Genomic DNA, 24,307 nt, shown 5'->3' with positions numbered 1-24,307 from the left:
TCCCACCTGAACCGTTCCAGGAGATCCATGTCCACCGTCCCCCTTTCCCTGGCCGCTTCCACCACCCGCGTATCGCCGGCAGGCCGAGAGGGCAGGAAGCGGACCCACGTGCGCCGGGCCATCGCCCTGGTCACGTGCCTCGGCCTCGGCCTCGCCGGCTGCGCTTCCGGCGACTCCGGGTCCTCCTCGTCGGAGACCACGGCCGCCGGCCAGAGCACGCCCACGAGCACCGGCGCCGGAAAGGCGAACACCGCCGAGGTCGTGGCCGCCGGCAACGCGTTCCTCAAGACGCTCTCCGACGACGAGAAGGACACCGCGCTCTACGACTTCGACGACGACGCCAAGACGACGGGCTGGTCGAACTTCCCGACGACGGGCGTCAAGCGCAACGGCATCGAGTTCGCCGACCTCGACGACGACCAGAAGGCCGCCGCGCTGAAGGTCATGGAGGCCGCCCTCAGCGAGCAGGGCTACAAGGAGCTTCAGGACATCCGCGCCGCGGACGACTACCTCGCCGAGGCTCAGGCGTCCGGCGGCGGGCGCGGGCCCGGCGGCGGCGACGAGTACAGCGCGGACAAGTACTACCTGGCGTTCTTCGGCGAGCCCAGCGAGACCGAGCAGTTCATGGTCGAGTTCGGCGGTCACCACGCGGCGTACAACATCACCTACTACAAGGACGACGTCAGCCTCTCGCCCACGCTGACCGCCATCGAGCCGCAGACGTTCGATCTGAACGGCACGTCGTACGCCCCGCTCAAGGACAAGCGGGACACCACGATGGCGGCCATCGGCTCGCTCGGCGACAGCGAGCTGGAGAAGGCCGAGATCAGCGGCAGCTTCGACGACCTGCTGCTCGGTCCCGGCAACGACGGCCCCTTCCCGGACCCCAAGGGCGTCGTCGTCGGCGACCTCAGCCAGGAGCAGCAGGACAAGGTCACGGCGATGATCCGCACCTGGGTGGACGACCTGGACGAGGAGGCCTCCGAAGCGCTCCTCGCCCGGTACGTCTCCGCGTACGACGAGACGTACCTCGGCTGGAGCGGTGCGACGGACATCGACGACGACCAGACGTACGTCCGGGTCGACGGCCCGGCCGTCTGGATCGAGTTCTCCAACCAGGGCGGCATCGTGCTCGACGGCGTCCACCAGCACACCATCTTCCGCGACCAGACCGCCGACTACGGCTGGAACTGACAGGGCGGGAACTGCTCCAGTGCGCCGTCTCCTGCTCGCCCTCCTTTTCGCGGTACTCGTTGTGGCCGGCGGTCCTGTGCCGCAGGCCGGCGCCCACCCGATGAGTACCTCGGCCGTTCTCCTCGACCTCCGCGACGACCGGGTCGAGGGGGAGGTACAGCTGCCCGTAGACCGTCTCGCCGTCGCCGTGCACCGCGACCTCACCCGTGACAGCGTCCTGGGCACCGACCGTACATTTCTCAGGCGCTACACGGCCCGGCACATCGGCGCGGTGGGCAAGGACGAACGCTCCTGGCAGGTCACGCTCGGCACGGGGACGGTCCGGACGATCGACGGGACGGCGCACCTCGTCTACCCGCTCACGATGCGACCGCCCGACGGGAACGTCACCGACTTCGTCCTGCGCTACGACGTCATCGTCGAGGAACTCCTCACCCATAAGGTCATCGCCACCGTCCGGTACGACTTCGACCGCGGCATCCTCAGGACCGACGACGCCGAGACCCTCGGGGTCTTCGACTTCTCGGCGAAGAGCCTTGAGGTGCCCGCGGGTGAGGGCTCATGGCTGCGGGGCTTCGCCACCACCGCGGGCCTCGGTGTCGGGCACGTCGGTGAGGGCGCCGACCACCTGCTGTTCCTGCTCATGCTGCTCATCCCGGCCCCGCTGGTGGCGGTCGGCGGCCGATGGCGCGCCGCCCCGTCGGCACGCCGCAGCGTCGTCCGCGTCGTGCACGTCGTCACGGCGTTCGCCGCCGGCCACTCGCTCACGCTCGCACTCGCGGCAGCCGGAGTGATCAACCTGCCGACAAGGCCGGTCGAAACACTGATCGCCCTCTCGATCGCGGTTTCCGCCGTCCACGCCATCCGGCCGCTGGTGGCCCGCGGCGAGGTGCTCATCGCCGCCGGGTTCGGACTCGTCCACGGGCTGGCGTTCGCCTCACTCATCGGCGAACTCGGCCTCGACCGGGGGGCGCTGGTGTCCACGCTGCTGGGCTTCAACCTGGGCATCGAGCTGACACAGCTGCTCGTCGTCGCGCTGATGATGCCGTCGCTGGTCGCGCTGGCCCGAACGGCCGTCTATCCCGCGTTCCGCATCGGCGTGGCGCTCGTCGGGCTGGTGTTCTCGGTGTCCTGGATGCTCGAACGCGCCACGCTCACGTCCCTCGACCCCTTCGAGGGCATCCAGATCTGGCTGGTGGGGCATCCGCTGCTCGTCGCCGCCACGGTCGCCGCGCTGGCCGTCGTCGCCCACCGGGTCACACCACTGACACCGCAGGCCGAGCGCACAGCCGGCGACCGGGTGCAGGGCACGGGCGGTCCCCCAGGCGCGGGTGCGGGTCAAGGCGTCGCCTGACAAAGCGTCACCCAAGAAGCTCGCAGCCGATTTTCCTCGGCTGTGTACCGAAAATCACTGATCGACTCAGGAGGTCGAAGGACAATGGACAGGCGGGCATTCATAGCGAGTTCGGCAGGGGCCGCGCTGGCCGTCGTCGGAGGCGTGGCGGCGTACGGGTCCGCTTCGGCGTCGGAGGAGTCGGCGGACAGCGGGCACATCAAGAGTGCCACCGCGATCACCGAGGTCTTCGGCGACGGCCTGAAGCTCACCGCCGTCGCGCTGGAGTACGACGCGCCCATCAAGAACGCGAAGCTGTCCAAGACGACGTTCTCGGTCGCCGACCGCACCATCACCAAGGTGTACGCCACCACCGCACCCACCCCGGCGAGGAAGGGCTGCAACGGCCGGTACGTCATCGTCGAGATGTCCCCCGACGACGAGGCCGCCTCCCTGCTGGAGAGCAGCGGCCCCAGCGGCGGCGGGACCCCGCCCAGCGGCGCCCCGAGCGGCGCGCCCAGCGGGGCTCCGAGCGGCGGCCCCGGCGGTGGCGGGCAGCAGGGCTCGAAGGTCAAGGAGGCGGTGGCGACCGTAGTGCAGGCGGCCGACATCGTCACCGCCCGCGGCACGGTCTATCCGGCGAGCTCCACCGGCGTCACCACAACCGCCGTGAAGAACCTGATCGTCGACGACTTCAAGCAGCTGTCCTTCACGGACCCCGCGACCGGCAACACGCTGACGTACAACCTCTACATCCCCAAGGGCTACGACAAGAAGAAGTCGTACCCGCTGGTGCTGTTCATGCACGACGCCGCCGTGCTCAGCACCGAGACCACCACCACCCTCGTCCAGGGCAACGGCGCCATCTGCTGGGCCAGCCCCGAAGACCAGGCCAAGCGCCCGGCCTTCGTCCTCGCACCCCAGTACTCCACCGCCGTCGTCGACGACCACGGCGGCTACACCGTCACCAGCTGGCTCGAGACCACCGTCAACCTGCTCAACAACATCACCGACACCTACAGCATCGACAAAAAGCGCCTCTACACCACCGGCCAGTCCATGGGCGCCATCATGTCGATCGTCATGGACATCGAGTACCCCGACCTGTTCGCCGCCTCCTACATCGTCGCCGGCCAGTGGGACACCAGCCAGGTCTCCCCCATGGCCAACGACAAACTGTGGATCACCGTGTCCCAGGGCGACGAAAGCGCCTACCCCGGCCAGAACGCCATCACCGCCGCCCTGGAAGAAAAGGGAGCCACGGTCACCCGCGCAGTATGGGACGGCACCTCCACCCCCAAGGAGTTCGCCACCGACGTCAAGAAGATGGTCGCCCAGAAGACCTCCATCAACTACGTCGCCTTCCAGAAGGGCACCGTCGTGCCCAGCGGCGTCACGGACAACGCCCTCAACAACCACCTCTACACCTGGAAGATCGCCTACAACATCGAAGGCATCCGCGAGTGGATCTTCCGCCAGCACCAGTGAGCACGATGGGCAGCCGATCAGGGGCCTGAGGCAAGTCGACGCCTCTGTCAGGTGCCCAGAGGTCCGCGCGACCCCGGGAGGGCTCTCGCGGACCTCCGTCACGTCACGTAGTCCGGGACTACTGGCCCTGCGTTCGGGATTGACGGCCGGTCACCGGATTCCTGAGCCCGGGTATCGGCCGACTCATTGACGTACCCATCATCTCCACCTACCTTCTGGCCGAAGTTGCGCACAATGTTCGACATTCCGAACCCTATGGCCGTACGAAACAGCGCCCCTGCGCTTCCCCCTCGCTCCCACACCCGCCAGGTCGTGGCACCCGCCAAAGACAGGAGATGTACGTGTCCGCGCTTCTCTCACGGCTGGCGGCGATATTGGTCGCCGCCTGCCTGCTGCTCACAGCCCAAACCCTGACCACACCTCAGCGCGCCGCCGCCGCCGACCCGGGCTACCTGATGACGCACTTCATCGGGGAGGGGTCCACCGGTCAGCAGATCTACTTCTCGCACAGCTCGGACGGCCTGCACTGGACCGACCTCAACGGTGGAGGGGCAGCTCTGCGCTCAACGGTGGGCACGCGCGGGGTGCGCGACCCCTCCCTGGTCCGCTCTCCGGGCGGCGACCGGTACTGGATCATCGCGACCGACCTGTGCATCGGCTGCGGGCAGTCATGGGGGGACGCCATGTCCAACGGCAGCCGCAACCTCGTGGTGTGGGAGTCGACGGACCTGGTCAACTGGTCGGCGCCGCGGCTGCTCAACGTCGCCGGCGCCATCCCCGACGGGCGCAACGCGTGGGCGCCAGAGGCGATCTGGAACCCCGAGACCAACGACTACGTCCTCTACTGGGCGACGAACGCGACGCTGGGCGGCGTGCTGAAGCACCGCATCTACTACGCCCGCACCAAGGACTTCCGCACCATCACCACCCCGCAGCTCTACATCGACCGCGCCGGCACACAGGGCATCATCGACACCCAGATCGTCGAGCTGCCGGCAGGCGTCGGCAACTACCGTTACGTACGGGCCTCCGGTGACGGCCAGATCACGCTCGAAGGCAGCAACTCGATCCTCGGAACGTGGACCAACCTCGGAAACCTCTCCGGCATCGGCCTCACCGGCTCACAGGTCGAAGGCCCGATGTGGATGAAGTTCAGAGACCGGGGCGAGTGGGCCCTGTACCTCGACCAGTACGCCTCGGGACGCGGCTACATGCCGGTCACGACGACCAACCCGTCCGCCTCCGGCACCTACCAGCTTCCGGCGTCGGGAAGCTACAACATGGGCGGCACCAAGAAGCGCCACGGCTCGATCCTGAACCTGACGGCCGCCGAGGAGAGCCGCGTGCTCGCACGCTGGCCCAACACCGCGATCAACCGGCTCCAGTCGTACAACTTCCAGGACCGGTACGTGCGGCACACCGGCTTCGACGTGCGCATCGACCCGAACGTCAGCCCCGCCCAGGACGCCCAGTTCCGGCTGAGGACCGGCCTGGCAGGCTCCGGGACCGTCTCCTTCGAGTCGGTGAACTTCCCCGGCTACTTCCTGCGGCACGTCAACTTCGACTTCCAGCTGGCCTACAACGACGGCACCAACCAGTTCGCCGAGGACGCCACCTTCCGCCAGGCCGCTGGGCTCGCCGACTCGGGACAGTCGTCGTTCCAGTCGTACAACCACCCTGACCGGTACATCCGCCACTACGGGTTCCAACTGCGGCTCGACCCGATCACCACCGCGACGGGGCGCAGCGACGCCACGTTCCGTGTGACGAGCTGAATCCGACAGAGATGCCGGCTCCCTCACGGCCACGTCCCACCGGCCCCGCCCTCCAGCGGGGAGGGTGCCCGGCGTCCCACAGGAAGGTGCCGGCATCCCTTCCGTCGCCCGCCGCGGAACTGTCCTTTCGGCCGATCCGGCCCTTCCGTCCCCTTCCTAGACTGACGCCGTGCACCCCGCCCACGTGATCGACGAACCGTCCGCACCACCGCCCAACCGCAGGCCAGGCTGCCTGCGGTTGCTCGGCATCGCCCTGCTGCTCCTGGCGGCCGTCCCGGACGTGCTGGTGTCGGGCATGGACGGCAATCCGCCCTGGCTCCAAGCCGTCGTGGTACTGCCGGCCGGCCTGGCGGCGCTCCTCTGGCCCGCCGGGGCGGGGACCCCTCCGCTGTCCTCGAGGCAGCGGGGGGAGCCCGCGTGGCTCGGAACGACCGTGCGCGCCACTGTGCCCGCGGTTCTTTCCCTGGCTCTGACGGTGGCCGGTGCCCTGTCCGGCTGGACGGTCACCTACGTTGTCGGCGAGACCGTCATCCTGCTGTGCCTGCTGCTGGTCGCCGTGCGCACCTGCCCCGCACCGTGGGCAGCGGTGTGCGGCACGCTGAACGGCCTGGCGGTCCTCGCCCTGCCCACCCGAGACAGCGACGAGGGCTACTACTTGACGTTCGCCGTGCTGGTCGGTGCCGCCGCCGGCCTCGGCGGCCATCTGCGCTCCCTGGACCACCGCCGTACCGTCGCGGTCACCGAGACCCGCCGCGCCGAACGCCTCGCCATGGCCGCCGACCTGCACGACTTCGTCGCTCACCACGTCACCGGGATCCTGGTGCAGGCCCAGCTCGCCGGAATGCTGGCCACCACCGAGCCGGACCGCCTGGCCCCGATCATGAAGGACATCGAACGAGCCTCCACCGAGGCCCTCGCCTCCATGCGCCGCACCGTCGGCCTCCTGCGCGAAACCCCGAACGACGACACCGCCGGACCGGCACCCGCCGAACGCCGGCCGAGCGGTGATCTGTCGGCGCTCGCCGCACTGGTGGAGGGCTTCGGCGGACCCGCCGGGCCCAAGGCCGTCCTGCGCCGCGAGCCCTCCGCACCCGACGACCTGCCACATGAGGTGCAGGCCGCCGCATACCGCGTGGTCCAGGAGGCCCTCACCAACGTCCGCCGTCATGCTGCCGACGCCACCGAGGTGACCGTCGACCTGACGTACGAGGACCGCGCCCTGCGGGTGACCGTGCGCGACGACGGGCGCGGCGGCACCCGGATCCCCCACGCCGCCCGGGGCGGCGGCTTCGGCCTCGTCGGCCTCACCGAACGCGTCACCGCACTCGGCGGCGAACTGCGCACCGGTCCCCGTCCCGGTCAGGGCTGGGAGGTCACAGCGGTGCTGCCGACCGTGGCGTGACGCGTCCTCACGACACGCCCAGCGACGGTCGCGGGTGCCCGTCCGGCGCCAGGTGCCCACGGATCCTGCTCGGAACGGATCCTGCTCGGAAATGGCCGATCGGACGATGCGGACGCGTCCCGGGCCGGGGAGAAGTGGCCATTCGTCCGAGGCGGTCGTCACCTCTCGGGCGAGAGGGTCAGGGACGGTGACCGGCCCAAAGGCCGGCCGCCGTCCCCGAGTCCGGCCGGCCAGCAGTACGCCGGCTCTTCCCTCCCGGAGGCCGCGATCACCACCACACAGTCGCAGGTGCGCCGACGCCTGCAGTCCGCCCGTCCTTCGTCCGCACTCCGCCGGTCCGCCTTCCGCCCAGCGCTGACGGCCGTCCTGCCGCCGATGGCGCTGACGCTGGCCCTGGGCCTGTGGGGCATACGCCGGCAGAACAGCATGTGGGGCGACGAGGCCGTCACTTACGAACTCGCGCAGCGCAGCGTGCTGCACATCTGGCGCACCGCGCAGCACATAGACCTGGTGCACGCCCTCTACTACACCCTCATGCACGGGCTCTTCGGCCTCTTCGGCGAAGGACTGCTCACCCTGCGGCTGCCGTCCGTGCTCGCGATGTCCGTCGCGGCGGCGGGCGTCGCTGTGCTGGGGCTCCGCCTGGCCGGCCTCCGGGCGGGCCTACTGGCCGGGACGGTCTTCCCGCTGATACCCCAGGTGCAGCAGTACACCCAGGAGGGGCGCTCCTACGCCATGGTCTGCGCCCTGGCCACCTGGTCCACGCTCCTGCTGCTCGCGGCCGCCTCCGGCCGTTCCCGGCGGTGGTGGGCCGGTTATGCCGTGGTGATGCTGACCGCCTGTCTGCTCCATGAGTTCGCTGTCCTGCTCCTGCCGGCCCACGGTGTCACCCTGGTCGTGTCCCGCGTCGAGCGCCGCGTGCTGCGGGGGTGGACCAAGGCCGCCGGCTGCGTGCTGGGCGGGACGCTGCCGCTGGTGGCGCACAGCGCCCGGCAGTCGGGGCAGGTGGCCTGGATCGGCTTTCCCGACCCGGTGCAGCTGCTCGGCCTGGCCGCCATGGCCCTGGTGGGCGTGTGGTGCGCCCGGCACCTTCTCCAGGGCGGACGCGGAACGGTCCCGCTGCCCACCCTCGCGCTGCCGATCCTGCTCCTGCCCGGCCTGCTGCTGCTCCTGCTCTCGCCGGTCAAGCCGCTGTTCGTCGACCGGTACGTCCTGTACAGCACAGTCGGGTTCGCCTTGCTGCTGGGCGCCGGGCTCGACCGGGCCTGGGGCCCGAGGACACCCACCTGGCCCAGGTGGCCCGCGTGGCTCGCGGTGACGGCGGTGGTGGCCGCACTGGTTCCGGTGAGCGTCCACCTGCGCACGCCCGAGAGCCGCCGTGACGACGTCATCGCCATCGGCCGCGCGGTACGGCAGGCGGCCGAGCCCGGCGACGGACTGCTGTACCTCCCCGGGCGCCGCCGGGTGTGGACCCAGGCCCGCCCCCGGGACACCCGGAACCTGACCGACCTCGCGCTGGCGCAGGACCCCGTCGCCTCCGACACCCTGTCGGGCACCGAACTCCCCGCCCGTGACATCACCGCCCGGATGCGTGCCTTCGCGCGGATCGTCGTGGTGCACGACCGCGAGGGCGAGCCGCTGGACATGAGCCCCGAGGGACGCGCGAAACGCCGGACGCTCGACCGCTACTTCCACGAGTGCGGCACCACCACCGTCGAGGGCGCGCGCATCACCGTCCATGCGCGCGGCAGGACCCCTTGCTCCCCGTTCACCGGCTAGTACTCCCGCAGCGGCCGCTATCTGGCCTGGTCAGAGCCGTCGCCAGGAGTGGAACTGACTGATGGCGTATCAGGGGCGGTCTTGGCCGACCACCCCTCCAACGAGTGGCCCGAGAACTGTCTGGGCTGCCATCCGGGCAGCCTCCCGGCGTGATCGACGACCTTGCGGACGTGACCTGGGATCGTGAACTCGACGAATCTTCCTCCGCATCGGCCACTGCTTCGGCCGCGCCGACCTGCGCCGCCGGATGCGTGACCATGTCCGCGCCCTGCTCGGCCCGGTCGGCCGCAAGAAGGGCCGGCAGCTGGCCGAATACGCCGGCCACCGCACCCCCGACGGCCCGCAGCGACTGCTGAACGGGGCAACCTGGAATGCCGACGACGTCCGCGACGACCTGCAGGCATACGTCGCCGAGAAGCTCGGCAAGGACGATGGGGCGTTGGGCAGTTGCGTGGGGGCCGTCTCGGAGGGCAAGAGCCTTGTCCTTTCGTCGGCTTCGCCGCCACCGCCGCCGTTCGGGACGAACTCGCGTCCCTGGGCTTCGGTGACCTGCGCATGTCCCACGGCTACGTGTTCCAGCGCCTCATCGACGCCCAGCCACCATCAGCGACCTCGCGGAAAAGCTCGCCATGACCCAGCAGAGCGCCTCCAAGGCTCCTCTGTCATGGGAGCGGCCATCACTGTTCCGCCGCGAGGACCCGGTCGAGGTCGGCCTGGGCACTGGTGTCTCCGGCGGCAATGGCCTTGCGGTACCACTCTTCGGCGGTGGCGAGGTTCTTGGTGACGCCGAGGCCCTTCTCGTACATGCGGGCGATGGCCGTCATCGCGGGCGCTCCGACGTGGTCGGCGCGCTGCGCGGCCTGCTTGTACAGAGCGAGGGCCTTGGCGTAGTCCTGGGTGACGCCGGAGCCGGCCACGTAGAGATCCCCCAGGGCGACCATGCTGCTGATGTCGCCGCGGTCCACGCCGGTCTGGTAGTACTCGGCGCCCTTGGCCGCGTCCTTCGACACGCCCAGGCCCTCGGTGTAGATCTGCCCGAGGTAGCGGGGTGCCTTCATGTCACCGGCGGAGGTGGCCTTCGTCAGAAGGGCCAGCGCCTGGGCGTAGCCCTTGCCGGTGCACTGTCCGTCAAGGTAGAGGATGCCGAGAATCCTCTGACCGTGGGAATCACCGCCGTCCGCGGCCACCTTGGCCCACACCAGGGCGGTGGCGAAGTCGCCACTGCCCCAGGCCCCCTCGGCACGCATGCCCGCGTCGGCGGCGGAGGCGCCGCTGGTGTCCACGGCCGCAGCGGTGCTGCACGTCGTGGGGCTCGCCGACGGTGACGTGCTCGCACTCGCCGAGGCGGCGGCCGTCCCGCCGGTGGCCGTGCTCGCTGTGGTGGATGTCGACGCGCAGCCGCTCAGACCGAGGGTGAGGCACAGCACGGTGCTCACCAGGCCGGCTCGCATGAGCTTTCTTCTCATCAGTGTTCTCCTTCGGGCCGAGGACCTGGGCACGCCGGCTGCGGTCTCTGCGGGGTGTCAGGCACTCTGCTGGAACAGCCAGTCGCGCAGTGCGGTGATCTTGTATGCCGGCTCGAAGGAGGCCATGTGCTCGCCGCCCACCGGGGCGGACGACGCCGAGGACGTCTTCAGCACGGTTCCCGTCTTGAACGTGGCGAAGTTGACGCTGTCGCCGGCGGCGAACAGCTTCTTCGCGGCGGCCGAGAACTGCGCCTCGGACCAGGTCGCGTCCCAGGTAGCGGCCTGGTAGGAGACGCCCGCGCTCTTGAGCATCTTCTCCACCTCGGTCTGCCCGGCCGACGCCTTCTCGTCACCGCCGGCGGCAATGTAGAAGAAATTCTCCTTCGCCAGGTTGCCGAGCTCGCTGATGTCCCACTGCCCGGAGACGAACAGCTCGGCGGCGAACAGGCCGGGGTGCTTGGCGGCCAGGTACATGACCGTCATGCACCCCATCGACTGCCCGGTGCCGTAGATCCGCTTGGCGTTCACGCTGTACTTGCCGGTGACCGAGCTGAGCAGGCGGGGCGTCATCTCGACGTAGTCGGTCGTGGTGTAGCTGCCGTGGTCGTCGATGATCACCGACGGGTACTCCGGAACCAGGACGATGCTCTCGTGCTTGGCCTGCTCGCTTGCGCCGGCCCAGATCAACGCGCCGTACTGCGACAGCGGCGCCGTCACGTCCTGGCCGACGAGGCTGGAGTCGGCGATGTAGAGAACCAAGGGGTAGGACTTGGAGGCGTCGTAGTCAGCGGGGACGTACAGGTTGTAGGGCAGGGACTGGCCGGTCTTCGCGTCCTTGTAGGTGTACTGCTTGAACTTGCCCTTCACCTCCGACGTGAGGCTTTCGAGGCTGGGCGTCTGCTCGCTGCCGCTCGCGGCGGCGGCCGCAGTGCTGGTGGACGCGGCGGAGCCGGTCGAGGCGTTCGACGTGTTCGACGTGTTCGACGAGCTTCCGCAGGCGGTGGCGCCGAACAGGGCGAGGCCGAGCGTCCCGGCGAGGAAGCCGCGGCGGGGAAGAGGTGAGTTCTGCATGCCCAGGACGGTATGGGCGCGACCTCTCCGCCCGCTGTGATCAACCTGTGCGCCTCCTGTAAGGCTGGCGCTGCACACCTGGGCTCCACCGCCGCGGATACGTTCGACGAGCAGTGGCCTGCCGGTGGCGGCTGTCCGGCGCACCCCCGGACGTCTTGGGCCGGAGCCCTTCGGGTCGGCGATCACCGTGCGCCGCATGGGCATGGACCATGTGCCGCCGGTGTACCCGATGGGTGTTCACGATCTTTCGCACCGTGCTGAGCGACCATCCTGGCGACGACATCGTGCTGATGCCGGATCGCACAGCTTCGACGCCGGAAAGGTACCTGGCAGCTGCCGCGGGACCAACCGCAACAGTGGCAAGGCTCTCAACGTGTACAACCTCGACACCGGCGACGGCGCGCACCACCCAGTGGTCGCGCAACAACCAGGCCCAGCAGCAGTGGCAGTGGGCACATTCGAACCTGAAGTCGCCGGTCGCGGGCCTGGCATGAGCGGCGGGTGGGGTGCCCGGTCGGCACCCCGATCGTTTTGAGGTGATCTGCCGCCAGGCCGCCCGCGGGTCGCCGGAACCGGTGACGCGCCGGGTAGTCATTCCCCTACGAGCCGAAAGGGCGGCTGGACACCGGGCCGGGAAAGGGAATTGGAGGGTGCCTGATGTGCTGGTGCGGACAATAGGGCGCCGGGTGGTTCTGGAGGAGCGGGCCGCGGAGCTGTGCCGAGGAACTCACCGGTGACCAGTGACTTCTCCGGAAACACGGGCCAAATGGCGGTGCGGCGTACAGCGGCGGACTCCTTGCCAGCGCCCTTGATCCGGCACGGGTTGCGGCTGATCAGGTCGTCATCGGTGCCGACACCCGGCTGGTCGTCGGGGTCGGCCGCCATTACCCGGCAACCTAAACGACTCCAAGGCGTGGGAGCGGTCCGGGGCGAAGGCCGCCGTCGGCCGCACGACGGTGATCGCCGACGGCGGCTACCGGGGTACCGGCCTGGTCATCCCGCACCGCCGCGAACGCGGAGAGGCCGAATCCGCGGCCGGGCCGACTCCCGTGCGTAGTGACGAAGTGCGAGGAGTACCGAGGGCTCTGCCCGGCTGGACCTTGTGCCCCTTGTGCGATTCAGGTGTTTCCGTCCCGCTCCCTCCGAGTGCGGCAGTGTCCCGCGACGGCCGCCTCGGCGTCCAGGCGTTTTCCAGCCGGTGAGGACGCCAAGGGGACCTCAATTGGCATGACGTGCACGGGGATTGACGTAGAAATCGCTTACCACCTACGGTCCTTCCGGAATCGCGGACACCTTTCGGAATCTCGAACGTCTGGCGTCGTACGCCCTACGAGAACAAGGAGTCGAAGCGGAATGGGCACACAGCGAAGACTCGGCTGGATGTCGCTTGCCGCGGCAACCACCATGGCACTCGCGGCCGGAGTGATCACCGCCCCCGCCGCCCACACCGCGGACGATCCCGTGGAGGTCGTGGTCGACGGGGACGACGTTCGCGCCGACAACGTGAACGGTTTGACCTACAAGGGCCTCGGCGTGCTCAGCTGCAACAGCACCAGCAACCTGCTGATGGACTACAAGGCGGAGCACCCCGGCCGGTACTGGGAGCTCATCCGCGTGCTGTTCGGTGGGAAGAACCCCCTGATCAACCATGTCAAGGTCGAGATGGGTTCGGACACGAACACGTCGACCGGTTCCGACCCGGCGACCATGCGCACAGCGGACGAACTCGCCGACGCGTCGCGCTCCCCGGGTTTCCAACTGGCAGCGGACGCCAAGACGGTCAACCCGAAGCTCAAGGTCTCGATTCTCCGTTGGGTCATGCCCCGATGGGTTCAGAACGAATGGAACAAGGGCACCGGCTCCGACGAGATGTACAAGTGGTACAAGGAGACGATCCTCGACGCCTATGAGAAATACGGGTACATGGTCGACTACGTCGACCCGGACACGAACGAGACGCGGGATCCGGACGAGGCCTTCATCAAGTGGTACAAGAAGGCGATTCTGTCCGACACGGACTTCGCTGACCCCCGCTACGGCATCCCGGCGAAAAAGCGGGAGAAGGCCGAGAAGGCCTACCACAGCATCAAGATCATCGCCGCCGACGAGAACACCACTCTCAATATCGGGCCGTCGATGCTCAGCGACGCGGAACTCTTCGGCATGGTCGACGCGGTCGGCTACCACTACACCACCGAGGACCGGCACGACGGGCCCGCCGGCAGCGACACCAATCTGCCGTACACCAGGCTGGCGACCGGTGAGAACAAGTACAACGAGGACAAGGAAGTCTGGTACAGCGAGGGAGTCGCCTCCTTCGGCTACACCGACTACCGCGTCAACAACACCGAGGGCCCGAACGGGACGAGCACCGGCATCGGCGGCGTCCAAAGCGCACTCGACCTCGCGAACCGCTCTGTGAAGAGCTATGCCAACTCCAAGCGGACGCACTACATCTTCCAGCCGGCGATCGGCTCCTTCTACGAAGGCGCCCAGTACAGCCACAAGGAACTCGTCAGCGCCCGCGACCCGTGGTCGGGCTACCTCCACTACGACGCGGCCATCTACGTGATGCAGCACCTCACCCAGTTCGCGAAGACCGGCTGGGAGAACGACACGAACACGGCGGGCATCTGGCGCACCGTGCCGGAGGCCAGTTACAGCGGGGTGAGCGGCACCGTCGACCTCGACGGCTCCAACGGGGCCCCCAGCTATATGACGCTCGCGGATCCCCGTAAGAAGGACTTCTCCACGATCGTCGTCAACGACAGCGCCCAGCCCAAGACCTACCGGATCAAAGCCGAGAACATGCGACTCGGATCCGACCCGACCATGGAGATCTGGGAAACCCGCGGACCGGACGCGGGCCGGCCCTACGACGCGAACTTCAAGCACCTCGTCGACGAGATCCGGCCCGGCAGCGATGGGTACTACACCCACACGGTCAAGCCGAGGTCGATCGTGACCCTGACGACGCTCGACAAGAGCCACGACAAGGCGACGAAGCAACGCCTGCCCGAGTCCCGGGACCGCACAGTGCTGGACACCGACGCGACCGGCAAGAAGCACAACACCCGCGACAACGCCCTGTACGCCGACGACTTCGGGTACGAGGAGGAGGGCAGGGTCCAGGTCGGCACCGGCAACGGCGCGGACAAGACGTCCCAGCCCTACCTGAGGTCGCGCGGCAATCAGCCTCGCTACATGGTCGACCAGACCGGCGCCTGGGAGGTCGGTGAGGACGCGAGCGGCAACAACGTTCTGTACCAGTACATGGACCAGTCCATGAAGGACACCGGCGCCTGGAACCGCCACACCCCGAACACGACGGTCGGCGACTTCCGCTGGGAGAACTACCGGGCCACCGTCGACGTCTCGTTCCCTGACCCGGACGGCGGACTCGCCGCCCTGGGCGTCCGTCAGCAGAAGGGCATGGCGATCAGCGACGCCGCCTACAACGTGCGCATCGGGCCGACCGGCGCCTGGACGTTCTACGAATACGGCACGGCCGTCAAGTCGGGAACGGTCGCGGCATCCGACGGCTACCGCCTCGCCATCGAGGCGAAGGGCGCGACGATCACGACGTACATCGACGGCAAAGCCGTCTCCACGTACCAGGACCCGACTCCGCAGACCGAAGGCCGCGTCAAGCTCGGATCCGACTTCCACAAGACGGCGTTCGACAACCTGAAGGTCGAGAAGATCGACGGGTACACGCCCTACGCCCGCGCACAGCTCGACAACATGGACAGCTCGGTCACCTACGACGGCACGTGGAGCAGGAAAGCCTCCTTCGGCGACGCGATGGACTGGTACCGGTCGACGTCGACCGGCACGACCGCCGGCTCGTCGTTCACCGTCCCGTTCACCGGCACGGGCATCGACGTCATCGGCGGCAACGACGGCACCGCCGTCCTCGACGTCTACGTCGACGGAAAGCTGATCGCACGGGACGCGAAGACGGCCGCGACCGACAAGCGCCTCGCGACGTACGCGCTCCGCGGTCTGCCCGACGGCGCGCACACGGCGAGGTTCGTCCTCAAGTCCGGAAAGATCGTTCTCGACGCGTTCAACGCCATCTCCGGGGACGTGGACAGCACTGTGGACACGACACCGATCCGGGGCGCCCTGGAGAAGATCGGACGTCCGGCGCAGGCGGACTACACGGCCGACTCCTGGGCCCTGTTCGCCTCCGCGTCGTCCGCGGCGAAGGCCGCCGTGGCGGGACGGCAGAAGGGCCTTGACGCCATCGGCGTCGAGCAGATCACGGACAGGCTCGAAGAGGCTCACGACCGGCTGGTGCGCAAGGACGGCACCGCCGCCCAGTAGGTGCCCCGGGCCTGCGGGCCCCGCGCGTTCGCCGTAAACGATCAAGGGGCCGTATCGGATTCCTCCGATACGGCCCCTTGTACGGGGGCGAGCCGCCGTCCGCAGGGCTCGGCGAGCCGCGCGCCCGCACATTCGACACTGCCGAAAATGGCGTTCCACTCAAAGGCTGCGTATACCGGCTGAAACGGGTGGATCCCCTCTAACCTCGATCTTGCATGACGGTCCGTCGGTTTCTCCGGCGGGCCGTTTCGCTGTTGCGGGCTGGTTGTGGGAATGGTGGTGGCCCGGCTGTCGCGTCGGGTGGGCGCCGGGTTCCACTGCTCCGGTGGGGTGATGTTGTTCCGCAGGGACTCGAAGGTGCTGGTCAGCCGGGGTCCGGCAGGGCTTGGAGCTGATCGGCCGCTGCGGTGATCACGTCGGTCCAGGGCCAGTGCGCCGCGAGGCAGAGGTAGCGGCGGCGGCCGGTGGTGACGAGTTGCGCGGCGGCTGAGAACAGGCGGAAGCGAAGCTTGGGTTCCCAGCGGCGGATCTTGCCGGTCAGGGCGAGCATCGGCATCCAGGCCAGCAGGTCCAGGGTGAGCTGGACTATCTCCAGCCAGATCTGGTTCTGGGCGAGGCCGTGGAAGGGAAGATTGCGCAGGCCGGTGGAGCGGGCGTCTCGGATGCGATCCTCGCGGCGGGCGCGCTGGCGGTGGCGCAGTTCGAACCCGGCGATGGCCTCGCCGGGAGTGTTGGTGGCGAAGCAGGTCAGGCGCATGCCGTCGGCGTCGGTGAAGCGAAGTTGGGCTCCGGGGTGCGGCGCTCCTTGCGGACGATCAGCCGCATCCCCTTCGGCCACCCCTTCAGGCGGTCCCCGCCGATCTCGACCACCCAGGCGCCGTCGCGGTCCTCCCCGCCGGGCTCGACGGCCGGGGTCCAGGCCGAAGCCGGGACCTTCATCACGGTCTGGTGAATGGTGTCGGTGATGGTCATGCCGACCGAGTACGACAGCCACCGGCCCCGTGCCTCGAGCCAGTTGACGAACTCGTGGGTGTCGCCGCCGGAGTCGGTGCGGATCAGAGTGCGGCGCCCGCGCCGGAACCTCTTCGGGAGCTGGACCAGGGCCAGTTGGGTGGCGGTGGTGTGGTCGGCGGCCGTGTTGCTCCCCGCGTTCCCCGCTCTGAGCAGGTCCGCCACCGGCTCACCAGCGCCGCCCGCCCCGTGGCCGACGAACCCCGTGATCGGATGGTGGCCGAACGTCCGCTTCCAGGTCGCTGCGGTGTCCTGCTTGTCCGAGTGCGCGATCACCAGCATCCCGTCCAGGTCCACGATCACCTGTCCGCCCTGGTCGGGGGCGGCTTCCCCGGCCAACGCCCAGACATGTTCGCGGACCTGGGCGCGGGCCCGGCGGATCGCGGCCAGCGCGCGCTTCCCGCTGCCGGCAAGCCTGTCGATCAGGCGGGAGTTGGTCGGGTCGGAGGCCACTGGCCCGAACACCGCCGGCTCGGCCCGCAGCATGGCGACATGGGACAGACAGTCCCCGCCCAGCGCCACCGCGAGCGCCACGTCCAGCAGGATCTTGCCCGGATCGTGCACCGCCCGCTGCTTGCGCCATGGCGCCAACGCCGCTGATATCGCGCTGTCCACAAGTCCCATCGCCCCAGGTCAGATACACTCCTCGCTTATTTGATCAAGCGCCGGACATTCGCAGTCGCGAAAGCGCGGGGCTAGCACGAGATACGCATCGCCGAAGGTCGTGAGCCCAAACCGTCGGCCGGGATCATCGACTCGCAAAGCGTCAAGGCCGCCGACAGCATCGGCACAGAGACTTTCGCGGCTGCGACCTCGGCAAGAAAACGGGCTGTCCGCGATCTTGTGGGTGAACCCGGGGCGGGTCGGCCGAAAGGATGACCCGGACGTCGCGGCCTACGGGGACCGTGGCCTTTTGGTCGAGGCGGTGGAGGGGTGCAGGCGGCGAGAGTTGTGCCCGTTCCCATCCCGGCCTGGAGGTCAGCATGAAAGCAAAGGCAATTGTCGCCGTCGCGGTACCGGTGGCCCTCGTCGGCGCTGTCGCGGCAGGCACGTTCGCCCTCACGGGCATGAATGTGCAGAAAAACACCGCCGATCCCGCCAGCGGCGGGTACGCGGAGGTGCAGGACCAGCCGGGCCTCAGTGGCGATCTCGTGGCGACGCACATCGAGACCTGGTATCACCCCCTGCCGTGGATCGGAAAGGAGATCGACGGCGTGTCGTGCCCGGACCTCGCGGCGGTGCAGAACGCGAAGATCACCTGCACGGCGAAGTCCGGCAGCACCCAGGTCTCTGTGCCGGTGAGCGTGGTCGAGGTCGCCGGAGACGCGGCTCCACGCGTCACCTGGAAGTTCGAGCGCTGACATGCACGCGCTTCTGACCGGGCCCGACACGGCCCGAACCGACGACAGCACGACGGCAGGAGAGAGAGCATGATCGAAGCCACGGGCCTGCACAAGCGCTACGGCGCCACGGTCGCCGTTCATGACCTCTCGTTCGAGGTCCGCCCGGGCCGGGTGACGGGGTTCCTCGGCCCGAACGGGGCCGGCAAGTCGACCACGATCCGGCTCATGCTCGGCCTGGACGCCGGAAGTGGGCGGACGTTGTTCAGCGGCAAGCCGTATCGGGAGCTTCGCCACCCGATGCGCGAGGTGGGCACCCTGCTGGACGCGAAGGCCTTCCACCCGACCCGCAAGGCGCGCAGCCACCTCCGGATGCTCGCCGCGGCCGCGGGCGTGCCGGACGCGCGGGTCGACGAGGTACTCCACATGGTCGGGCTGGAGCCGGTGGCGAAGAAGCAGCCGAAGGGTTTCTCCCTCGGCATGGGCCAACGGCTGGGGCTGGCGGCCGCGTTGCTCGGCGACCCTCACACGCTGATCCTCGACGAGCCGGCCAACGGGCTCGACCCACAGGGCATCAACTGGCTACGCGGCTTCCTCAAGTCCTTCGCCGCATCCGGCCGGTCCGTTTTCGTCAGCAGTCACCTGCTCGCCGAGATGGCCCTGATGGCCGACCACCTGGTGGTGATCGGCAAGGGCCGGACGATCGCGAACGAATCGGTCGCCGACTTCGTGACGAAGAGCTCTCGCAGTCTCGTCGTGGTCCAGAGCCCGCACACCGACCAGCTGGCCGAACTGCTCCTGGCCGAAGGCGCCGGGATCGAACGTATGGACAGCACCTCGATCGCGGTCAGCGGCGCCGACCGGGCGAGTATCGGGGAGCTCGCGTACGCCAACCAGATCATGCTGCATGAGCTCACGGACCGGGCGGCCACGCTGGAGGAGGCGTTCCTGGAGGCGACCGCCGACGCCGAGCAGTTCGTCGCTTCCTCCGTGGCACCTCGATCGATGAGGGTGGCCGCTGCGGCGAGCAACCCAGACACCCCGGAGGGAACGCGATGACCAGCGCGCTGCGCTACGAATGGGTTCGGCTCACCACCGTGCGGTCCACGTGGTGGCTGATCGGGCTGTCCGCTGTCGCCCAGGGGCTGTTGGCGCTCGTGCTCACCCTTGACGGCAAGAGCCACGGCGGGCCGATCGCCGGCGACTCGGCCGCGCTGGCGCTCAGCGGCGGTACCGGCATGATCCCGCTGATCTTTGTCTTCATGGGGTTGATCGGCGTTTTCGCCACGGGGCACGAGTACCGGTACGGGACGATCCGCGCCTCGCTGACGGCGTTCCCGCGCCGCATGCACCTGTGGGCCGCCAAGGCCCTGGTCGTTGCCGCGGTGGTCGCCGTGGTCGGGGTGCTCCTGGCCGCCGAGAGCCTGGGGATCGGCCTGCTGGTGGGCGGACCGAGCGCCGAGGAGGTGTTCACCGCGCCCCCGATGGGCCGGGTGGCCGCCGGTTACGTGGTGTTCCTCGTGGTCTGCGCGCTGTTCGGGCTCACGCTCGCCGGCATCGCCCGCAACGTCCCGGCGGCCGTCGTACTGCTCATCACCGTGCCCGTGATCATTGAAGGCCTGATCTCGCTGATCCTCGGGATGGACGCCTTCGGGTCGGCCCAATCCCTGTCCGCCTACCTGCCGTTCACAGCGGGCGAGCGGATGATGGCCGTGACCTCGCAGACGCCCCTCGACGGCGGCCCGGCGCCGCTCCGGCCCCTCGCGGGCGGTCTGGTCTTCACCGCCTACGGCGCCGCCCTGCTCGCCCTGTGGGGGACCCTGTTCATCAAGCGGGACGCCTGAGCCGGCCGACGTCGGCAGCGGCACACACGAGTTCGAAGGCCATCGCGGAGCGACGCCGAAGGCAGCCCTTGACCGGCTGGGACGGCCCGCACATTCCACCAGCGACACCGCCCCGTCCTGGGAGACCACGACCGGCCGCCGCCCTCAACGCGGACATGCGGGTACGACCCGATACGCTTCTTCACCTGAGAAGTGCTTCTTTCCACGGAACGATCTGGACTCTCGACAAGTCCTATCGTTGCAAGTCAGAGGCACTTCTCGGGTTTGTGATCAAGGCTTGGGCAGCCCACGGTGTGAAAGTCCGAGGCTAAGGGCTTGCAGGACCTCGGGCCGGCAGCCGCAGCTGGAAGCGCACCGGGCCGCGGACTGTTTTTTGTTATACGCCGGTGCGGCGCGCGTCTCCTTGGTACAGGACCGGAGAAGAACCAGGAGACAGTTCGATGGAGCAGGCCACCACAGACCGTTCGCTCAGCCGTCGCGGAATGCTGAAGCTCGCCGGCGCGGCCGGTGCCGGCGCCGGTGCGATCGGGGCGGCCACGGGGACCGCGTCAGCCGTGCCGACGGCCCCGAAGGGCGGGTTCGCCCACCCGGCGCTGCTGCACACGCAGGCCGACTTCGACCGGATGGCCGAGAAGGTCAAGGCGGGTGCGCAGCCCTGGACGGACGGCTGGAAGCGGCTGCTGAGCAGCCGGGACTCGGCGACCGACTACCGGCCGCGGCCCGTCGCGACCGTCATCCGCGGTGGCGAGGGCGCGAACGTCCACCTGCTCTTCCGGGACACCGCCGCGGCCTACCAGAACGCCCTGCGCTGGAAGATCACCGGGGACGCCGGGCACGGGGACAAGGCGCGGGACATCCTCAACGCCTGGTCGGCCACCCTCAAGGAGCTCGGCGGGAACGCCGACCGGTACCTGCTGGCGGGCATCCAGGGGTATCAGCTGGCCAACGCCGGCGAGATCATGCGCGACTACGACGGATTCGACCTCGGCCGGTTCCAGTCCATGCTGGTCGACATCTTCTACCCGATGAACGACTACTTCCTGGCCAACCACAACGACGCCGTCCCCAGCAACTACCGGGCCAACTGGGAACTGTGCACCCTGGCGTCCATCATCGCCATCGGCGGGCTCACCGAGGACCAGGCCAAGATCGACCGGGCGGTGGAGTACTTCAAGGACGGCGACGGCAACGGCTGTGTCAAACGGGCCATCCCCGTCCTGCACGAGGAGGCGGACGGCGTCGTCCTCGGGCAGTGGGAGGAGAGCGGCCGGGACCAGGAGCACACCATGGCCGGTGTCGGCTGGATGGGCGCGCTCTGCGAGATGGCCTGGAACCTGGGCGAGGATCTGTACGGGTACGACGACAACCGGTTCATGAAGGGCGCTGAGTACGTCGCCCGCTACAACCTCGGCAAGGACGTTCCGTACACCTCGTACTCGCGCCGCATGGGCCGGCGTCGGCCGGGCCAGCTCGGAGTCCTGCACACCGAACCGGAGATCAGCGAGCAGGGCCGGGGCAGCACCCGTCCCATCTGGGCCCTGATCCACAACCACTACGCGGTGCGCCGGGGGCTGGACGTACCGAACATCACGGCCTACAAGGACAAGCTCATGCCCGAGGACGGCGGCGGGCTCCGCGGCGGGGCCGGCTGGAGCTACGACCACCTCGGCTACGGCACGCTGACCTACACCCGGGACCCGGAGGACGTCGGCGCGTCCGCGCCGGGCGCCGCACGCGAAACCAGGACGGCGGACGACGCCTCGGGCAGCGCGGCAGGCGGCGGGACGCGCCCGCAGGGCGGCACCCCCCACGATCTGGCCGCCACCGGGGCGGACGGCGTCCTGGCCTGGTCCGCCGCCGGGGCCTCGGCCCTCCTCGGGGGTCTGCTCCTGCTCCGCCGTCGCGGGCGCGGAGCGAACACGCCCGGATCCTACGCGTGATCCGCGGCGCCTGAGCCAGGCTGGGCGGACGGCCTCGGCGGCCTCGCCCACGCCTACGGAGTCGACGTCGAATGACAGCGGGAGGCCGGCGCACGCACGCATCCGCAATCACGCATCTCCGGCGATGCGCGAGGCACATGGATGCGGACACCTCCGAAGGTCCGTCGGCTACTCCCCGACCGCTTACTCCGACGTCGTGCCCCCACAGCGTGCCCGTAAGGGCGGTCAACCACGGTCAACAGCGGTGCGATCCAACCCGCGCAACTCGTTCGGAAGCAAGGCACCTGCGCACGTCAGAGCCACATCGGGCGCACAAGCGCCGTCGCTGCCCAAGCTGAGAGAGCGAGTTGGATTCTCGTCCCGCTGCATGACGAAGAACCAGGTCAGAGACCATGTCACCTCGCAAGCGCTGTCGCTTCCCAAGCTGGAGCCGAAAAAGGTATCGGCCTGGGTGCAGCGGTTTGCAAAGGTTGCGGCGCCGCCGAGCTCACTCCTCAGGATGCCGGTGAAGGCCCGACGGGCGGCAGCTGCTGTGAGGTGAGGTCGTCGCGCAAGTAGCCCTGGGCGGGGGTGACTTCTTGGTCCAGCAGGTCAGTGACCTCGATCGATCCATTTCTGCAGATCGTTGGCCTCGGCTCCGATGGTGGTGGAGGTGCCGTGGCCGGGGTGGACGACGGTGTCCGGGGGAAGCGTGAGCAGTTGGTCGCGGATGGAGCGGATGATGGTGGGGAAGTCCGAGAACGAGCGGCCGGTGGCGCCGGGGCCTCCTTGGAAGAGGGTGTCGCCGGTGAAGACGGTGCCCAGTTCGGGGGCGTGCAGGCTGATCGCTCCGGGGGCGTGTCCGGGAGTGTGAAGGACGGTGAGTTCCGTGCCGGCCACGGTGAGGCGGCGGTCGTGGGACAGGTAGCCGTCCGGGGCCCGGTCCGGGTGGGTCTGCCGCCACAGCAGGCGGTCGTCGAGGTGGAGCAGTACGGGGGCTCCGGTCCGGTCGGCCAGGGCGGGGGCGGCGTTGATGTGGTCGTTGTGGGCGTGGGTGCACACGATGGCGACGACTCTGCGGTTACCGATGGCGTCGGCGATTTTCGCGTCATCGTGTGCGGGGTCGATCACGATGACTTCGTCGGCGTCGCCGACGAGCCAGACGTTGTTGTCGACGTCCCATGTGCCGCCGTCCAGGGAGAAGGTTCCGGAGGTGACGACGCGTTCGATGCCTTCGTGTCGGTGCGGCTCGGAGGTCACAGGACCACCACCGAGCGCAGAACGTCTCCGCGGTGCATCTTCTCGAAGGCCGTTTCGACACTGCCGATGCCGATCTCCTCGGTGACGAACTTCTCCAGGGGGAGGCGTCCTTGCAGGTGCAGGTCGACCAGGGTGGGGAAGTCTCGGGAGGGCAGGCAGTCGCCGTACCAGGACGACTTGAGTGCGCCGCCGCGGCCGAAGTATTCGAGAAGGGGTATCTCGGGGGCGGTCATGTCCGGGGTCGGTACTCCGACCAGGACGACGGTGCCCGCGAGGTCTCGGGAGAAGAACGCCTGCTCCCAGGTTTCGGGGCGCCCGACGGCGTCGATCACGAGGTCGGCGCCGAAGCCGTCGGTGACGTCGCGGATGGCCTCCACCGGGTTGGCCCGTCGGGCGTCGACGACGTGGGTGGCGCCGAACTCCCGGGCCTTGTCGAGTTTCCGCGCGTCGCGGTCCACCGCGATGATGGTCGCCGCTCCGGCGAGTCGTGCGCCGGCGATGGCGGCATCGCCGACGCCGCCGCAGCCGATGACCGCGACCGAGTCCCCGCGGCTCACCTGGCCGGTGTTGATCGCGGCGCCGATCCCGGCCATCACGCCGCAGCCGAGCAGACCGGCCACTTGGGGCGCGATGGCGGGGTTGACCTTGGTGCACTGTCCGGCGGCGACGAGGGTCTTCTCGGCGAACGCGCCGATGCCCAGGGCCGGAGTGAGTTCCCGCCCCGAGAGGAGCGTCATCTTCTGCGTCGCGTTGTGGGTGTTGAAGCAGTACTGGGGCTTGCCCTTGCGGCAGGCGCGGCACTGTCCGCAGACGGCGCGCCAGTTCAGGATGACGAAGTCGCCCGGCGTGACCTCGGTGACTCCGTCGCCGACGGACTCGACGATGCCTGCTGCTTCATGCCCGAGGAGGAAGGGGAAGTCGTCGTTGATTCCGCCTTCGCGGTAGTGCAGGTCGGTGTGACAGACCCCGCAGGCTTGTATGCGGACCACGGCCTCGCCAGGGCCGGGGTCCGGCACCAGGACGGTCTCGACGGTGACGGGTTCCTTGGCGGCGTGCGCGACGACAGCGCGTACTTCCTGCGGCATGCGCGGGTTCT

The 24,307-nt window shown here is 68.9% G+C and carries 15 protein-coding genes and 3 pseudogenes; 13 read left to right on the top strand and 5 right to left on the bottom strand.

The window, feature by feature from the left end; translation table 11 throughout:
• Nucleotides 1–27: 27 nt before the first annotated feature.
• From ABT063_RS42960 to ABT063_RS42930, 7 genes and pseudogenes are all read left to right on the top strand, one after another.
• Nucleotides 28–1,194 (top strand): DUF3500 domain-containing protein, encoded by a 1,167-nt coding sequence (locus ABT063_RS42960; RefSeq protein ID WP_351066398.1) that lies wholly within the window; start codon nt 28–30, stop codon nt 1,192–1,194.
• A gap of 19 nt (nt 1,195–1,213) precedes the next feature.
• The gene (locus ABT063_RS42955; RefSeq protein WP_351066397.1) at nt 1,214–2,548 is read left to right on the top strand and encodes a HupE/UreJ family protein; all 1,335 of its coding nucleotides are present in this window, start codon (nt 1,214–1,216) and stop codon (nt 2,546–2,548) included.
• Between the two features lie 84 nt (nt 2,549–2,632).
• Nucleotides 2,633–4,015 (top strand): alpha/beta hydrolase-fold protein, encoded by a 1,383-nt coding sequence (locus tag ABT063_RS42950; RefSeq protein WP_351066396.1) that lies wholly within the window; start codon nt 2,633–2,635, stop codon nt 4,013–4,015.
• A gap of 341 nt (nt 4,016–4,356) precedes the next feature.
• Nucleotides 4,357–5,790 (top strand): glycoside hydrolase family 43 protein, encoded by a 1,434-nt coding sequence (locus ABT063_RS42945; RefSeq protein ID WP_351066395.1) that lies wholly within the window; start codon nt 4,357–4,359, stop codon nt 5,788–5,790.
• A gap of 169 nt (nt 5,791–5,959) precedes the next feature.
• Entirely contained in the window at nt 5,960–7,192 is a 1,233-nt protein-coding gene (locus ABT063_RS42940; protein WP_351066394.1) for a sensor histidine kinase, read from the top strand.
• Between the two features lie 375 nt (nt 7,193–7,567).
• Entirely contained in the window at nt 7,568–8,971 is a 1,404-nt protein-coding gene (locus ABT063_RS42935; RefSeq protein ID WP_502991002.1) for a glycosyltransferase family 39 protein, read from the top strand.
• Nucleotides 8,972–9,141: 170 nt separating this feature from the next.
• Nucleotides 9,142–9,413: pseudogene (locus tag ABT063_RS42930) on the top strand (IS701 family transposase); the annotation flags it as partial.
• A 235-nt stretch (nt 9,414–9,648) separates the two neighbouring features.
• On the opposite strand, the gene ABT063_RS42925 reads toward ABT063_RS42930, so the two are convergent.
• The gene (locus tag ABT063_RS42925) at nt 9,649–10,437 is read right to left on the bottom strand and encodes a tetratricopeptide repeat protein (protein ID WP_351066392.1); all 789 of its coding nucleotides are present in this window, start codon (nt 10,435–10,437) and stop codon (nt 9,649–9,651) included.
• A gap of 57 nt (nt 10,438–10,494) precedes the next feature.
• A complete protein-coding gene (locus ABT063_RS42920) occupies nt 10,495–11,508 on the bottom strand; it encodes a carboxylesterase family protein (RefSeq protein ID WP_351066391.1) in 1,014 nt (337 codons plus the stop codon).
• Between the two features lie 834 nt (nt 11,509–12,342).
• On the opposite strand from ABT063_RS42920, the pseudogene ABT063_RS52450 reads away from it, so the two are divergent.
• Nucleotides 12,343–12,710, top strand: a pseudogene (locus ABT063_RS52450) (hypothetical protein); the annotation flags it as partial.
• A 151-nt stretch (nt 12,711–12,861) separates the two neighbouring features.
• Nucleotides 12,862–15,837: a GH59 galactosidase gene (locus ABT063_RS42910; protein WP_351066390.1), complete on the top strand. Its 2,976-nt coding sequence runs from the start codon at nt 12,862–12,864 to the stop codon at nt 15,835–15,837.
• Between the two features lie 364 nt (nt 15,838–16,201).
• Here the strand turns inward: ABT063_RS42910 and ABT063_RS42905 are convergent.
• Nucleotides 16,202–17,463 (bottom strand): annotated as a pseudogene (locus ABT063_RS42905) (IS1380 family transposase); the annotation flags it as partial.
• 368 nt (nt 17,464–17,831) lie between these two features.
• Here ABT063_RS42905 and ABT063_RS42900 point away from each other — a divergent pair.
• The 4 genes from ABT063_RS42900 to ABT063_RS42885 all read left to right on the top strand — a co-directional run bounded on the left by ABT063_RS42900 (nt 17,832) and on the right by ABT063_RS42885 (nt 21,972).
• Nucleotides 17,832–18,209: a hypothetical protein gene (locus ABT063_RS42900; protein WP_351066389.1), complete on the top strand. Its 378-nt coding sequence runs from the start codon at nt 17,832–17,834 to the stop codon at nt 18,207–18,209.
• A 69-nt stretch (nt 18,210–18,278) separates the two neighbouring features.
• Nucleotides 18,279–19,247, top strand: coding sequence for an ATP-binding cassette domain-containing protein (locus ABT063_RS42895; protein WP_351066388.1), 969 nt, complete (start codon nt 18,279–18,281; stop codon nt 19,245–19,247).
• On the top strand, nt 19,244–20,032 hold the full coding sequence (locus ABT063_RS42890; protein ID WP_351066387.1) for an ABC transporter permease: 789 nt from the start codon (nt 19,244–19,246) through the stop codon (nt 20,030–20,032). Before ABT063_RS42895 ends, ABT063_RS42890 begins: the two co-directional genes overlap by 4 nt.
• Nucleotides 20,033–20,472: 440 nt before the next feature.
• Entirely contained in the window at nt 20,473–21,972 is a 1,500-nt protein-coding gene (locus tag ABT063_RS42885) for an alginate lyase family protein (RefSeq protein ID WP_351066386.1), read from the top strand.
• A 591-nt stretch (nt 21,973–22,563) separates the two neighbouring features.
• On the opposite strand, the gene ABT063_RS42880 is transcribed toward ABT063_RS42885, so the two are convergent.
• Both ABT063_RS42880 and ABT063_RS42875 read right to left on the bottom strand, forming a co-directional pair.
• Nucleotides 22,564–23,211, bottom strand: a complete 648-nt coding sequence (locus ABT063_RS42880) for an MBL fold metallo-hydrolase (RefSeq protein WP_351066385.1) — start codon at nt 23,209–23,211, stop codon at nt 22,564–22,566.
• A complete protein-coding gene (locus ABT063_RS42875; RefSeq protein WP_351066384.1) occupies nt 23,208–24,296 on the bottom strand; it encodes an S-(hydroxymethyl)mycothiol dehydrogenase in 1,089 nt (362 codons plus the stop codon). Before ABT063_RS42875 ends, ABT063_RS42880 begins: the two co-directional genes overlap by 4 nt.
• Nucleotides 24,297–24,307 lie beyond the last annotated feature (11 nt).

Source organism: Streptomyces sp. NPDC002838, assembly GCF_040295365.1.
Lineage (GTDB): Bacteria > Actinomycetota > Actinomycetes > Streptomycetales > Streptomycetaceae > Streptomyces.
The sequence above is the reverse complement of the archived record's forward strand: the minus strand, read 5'-3'. Positions and strand labels throughout refer to the sequence as shown.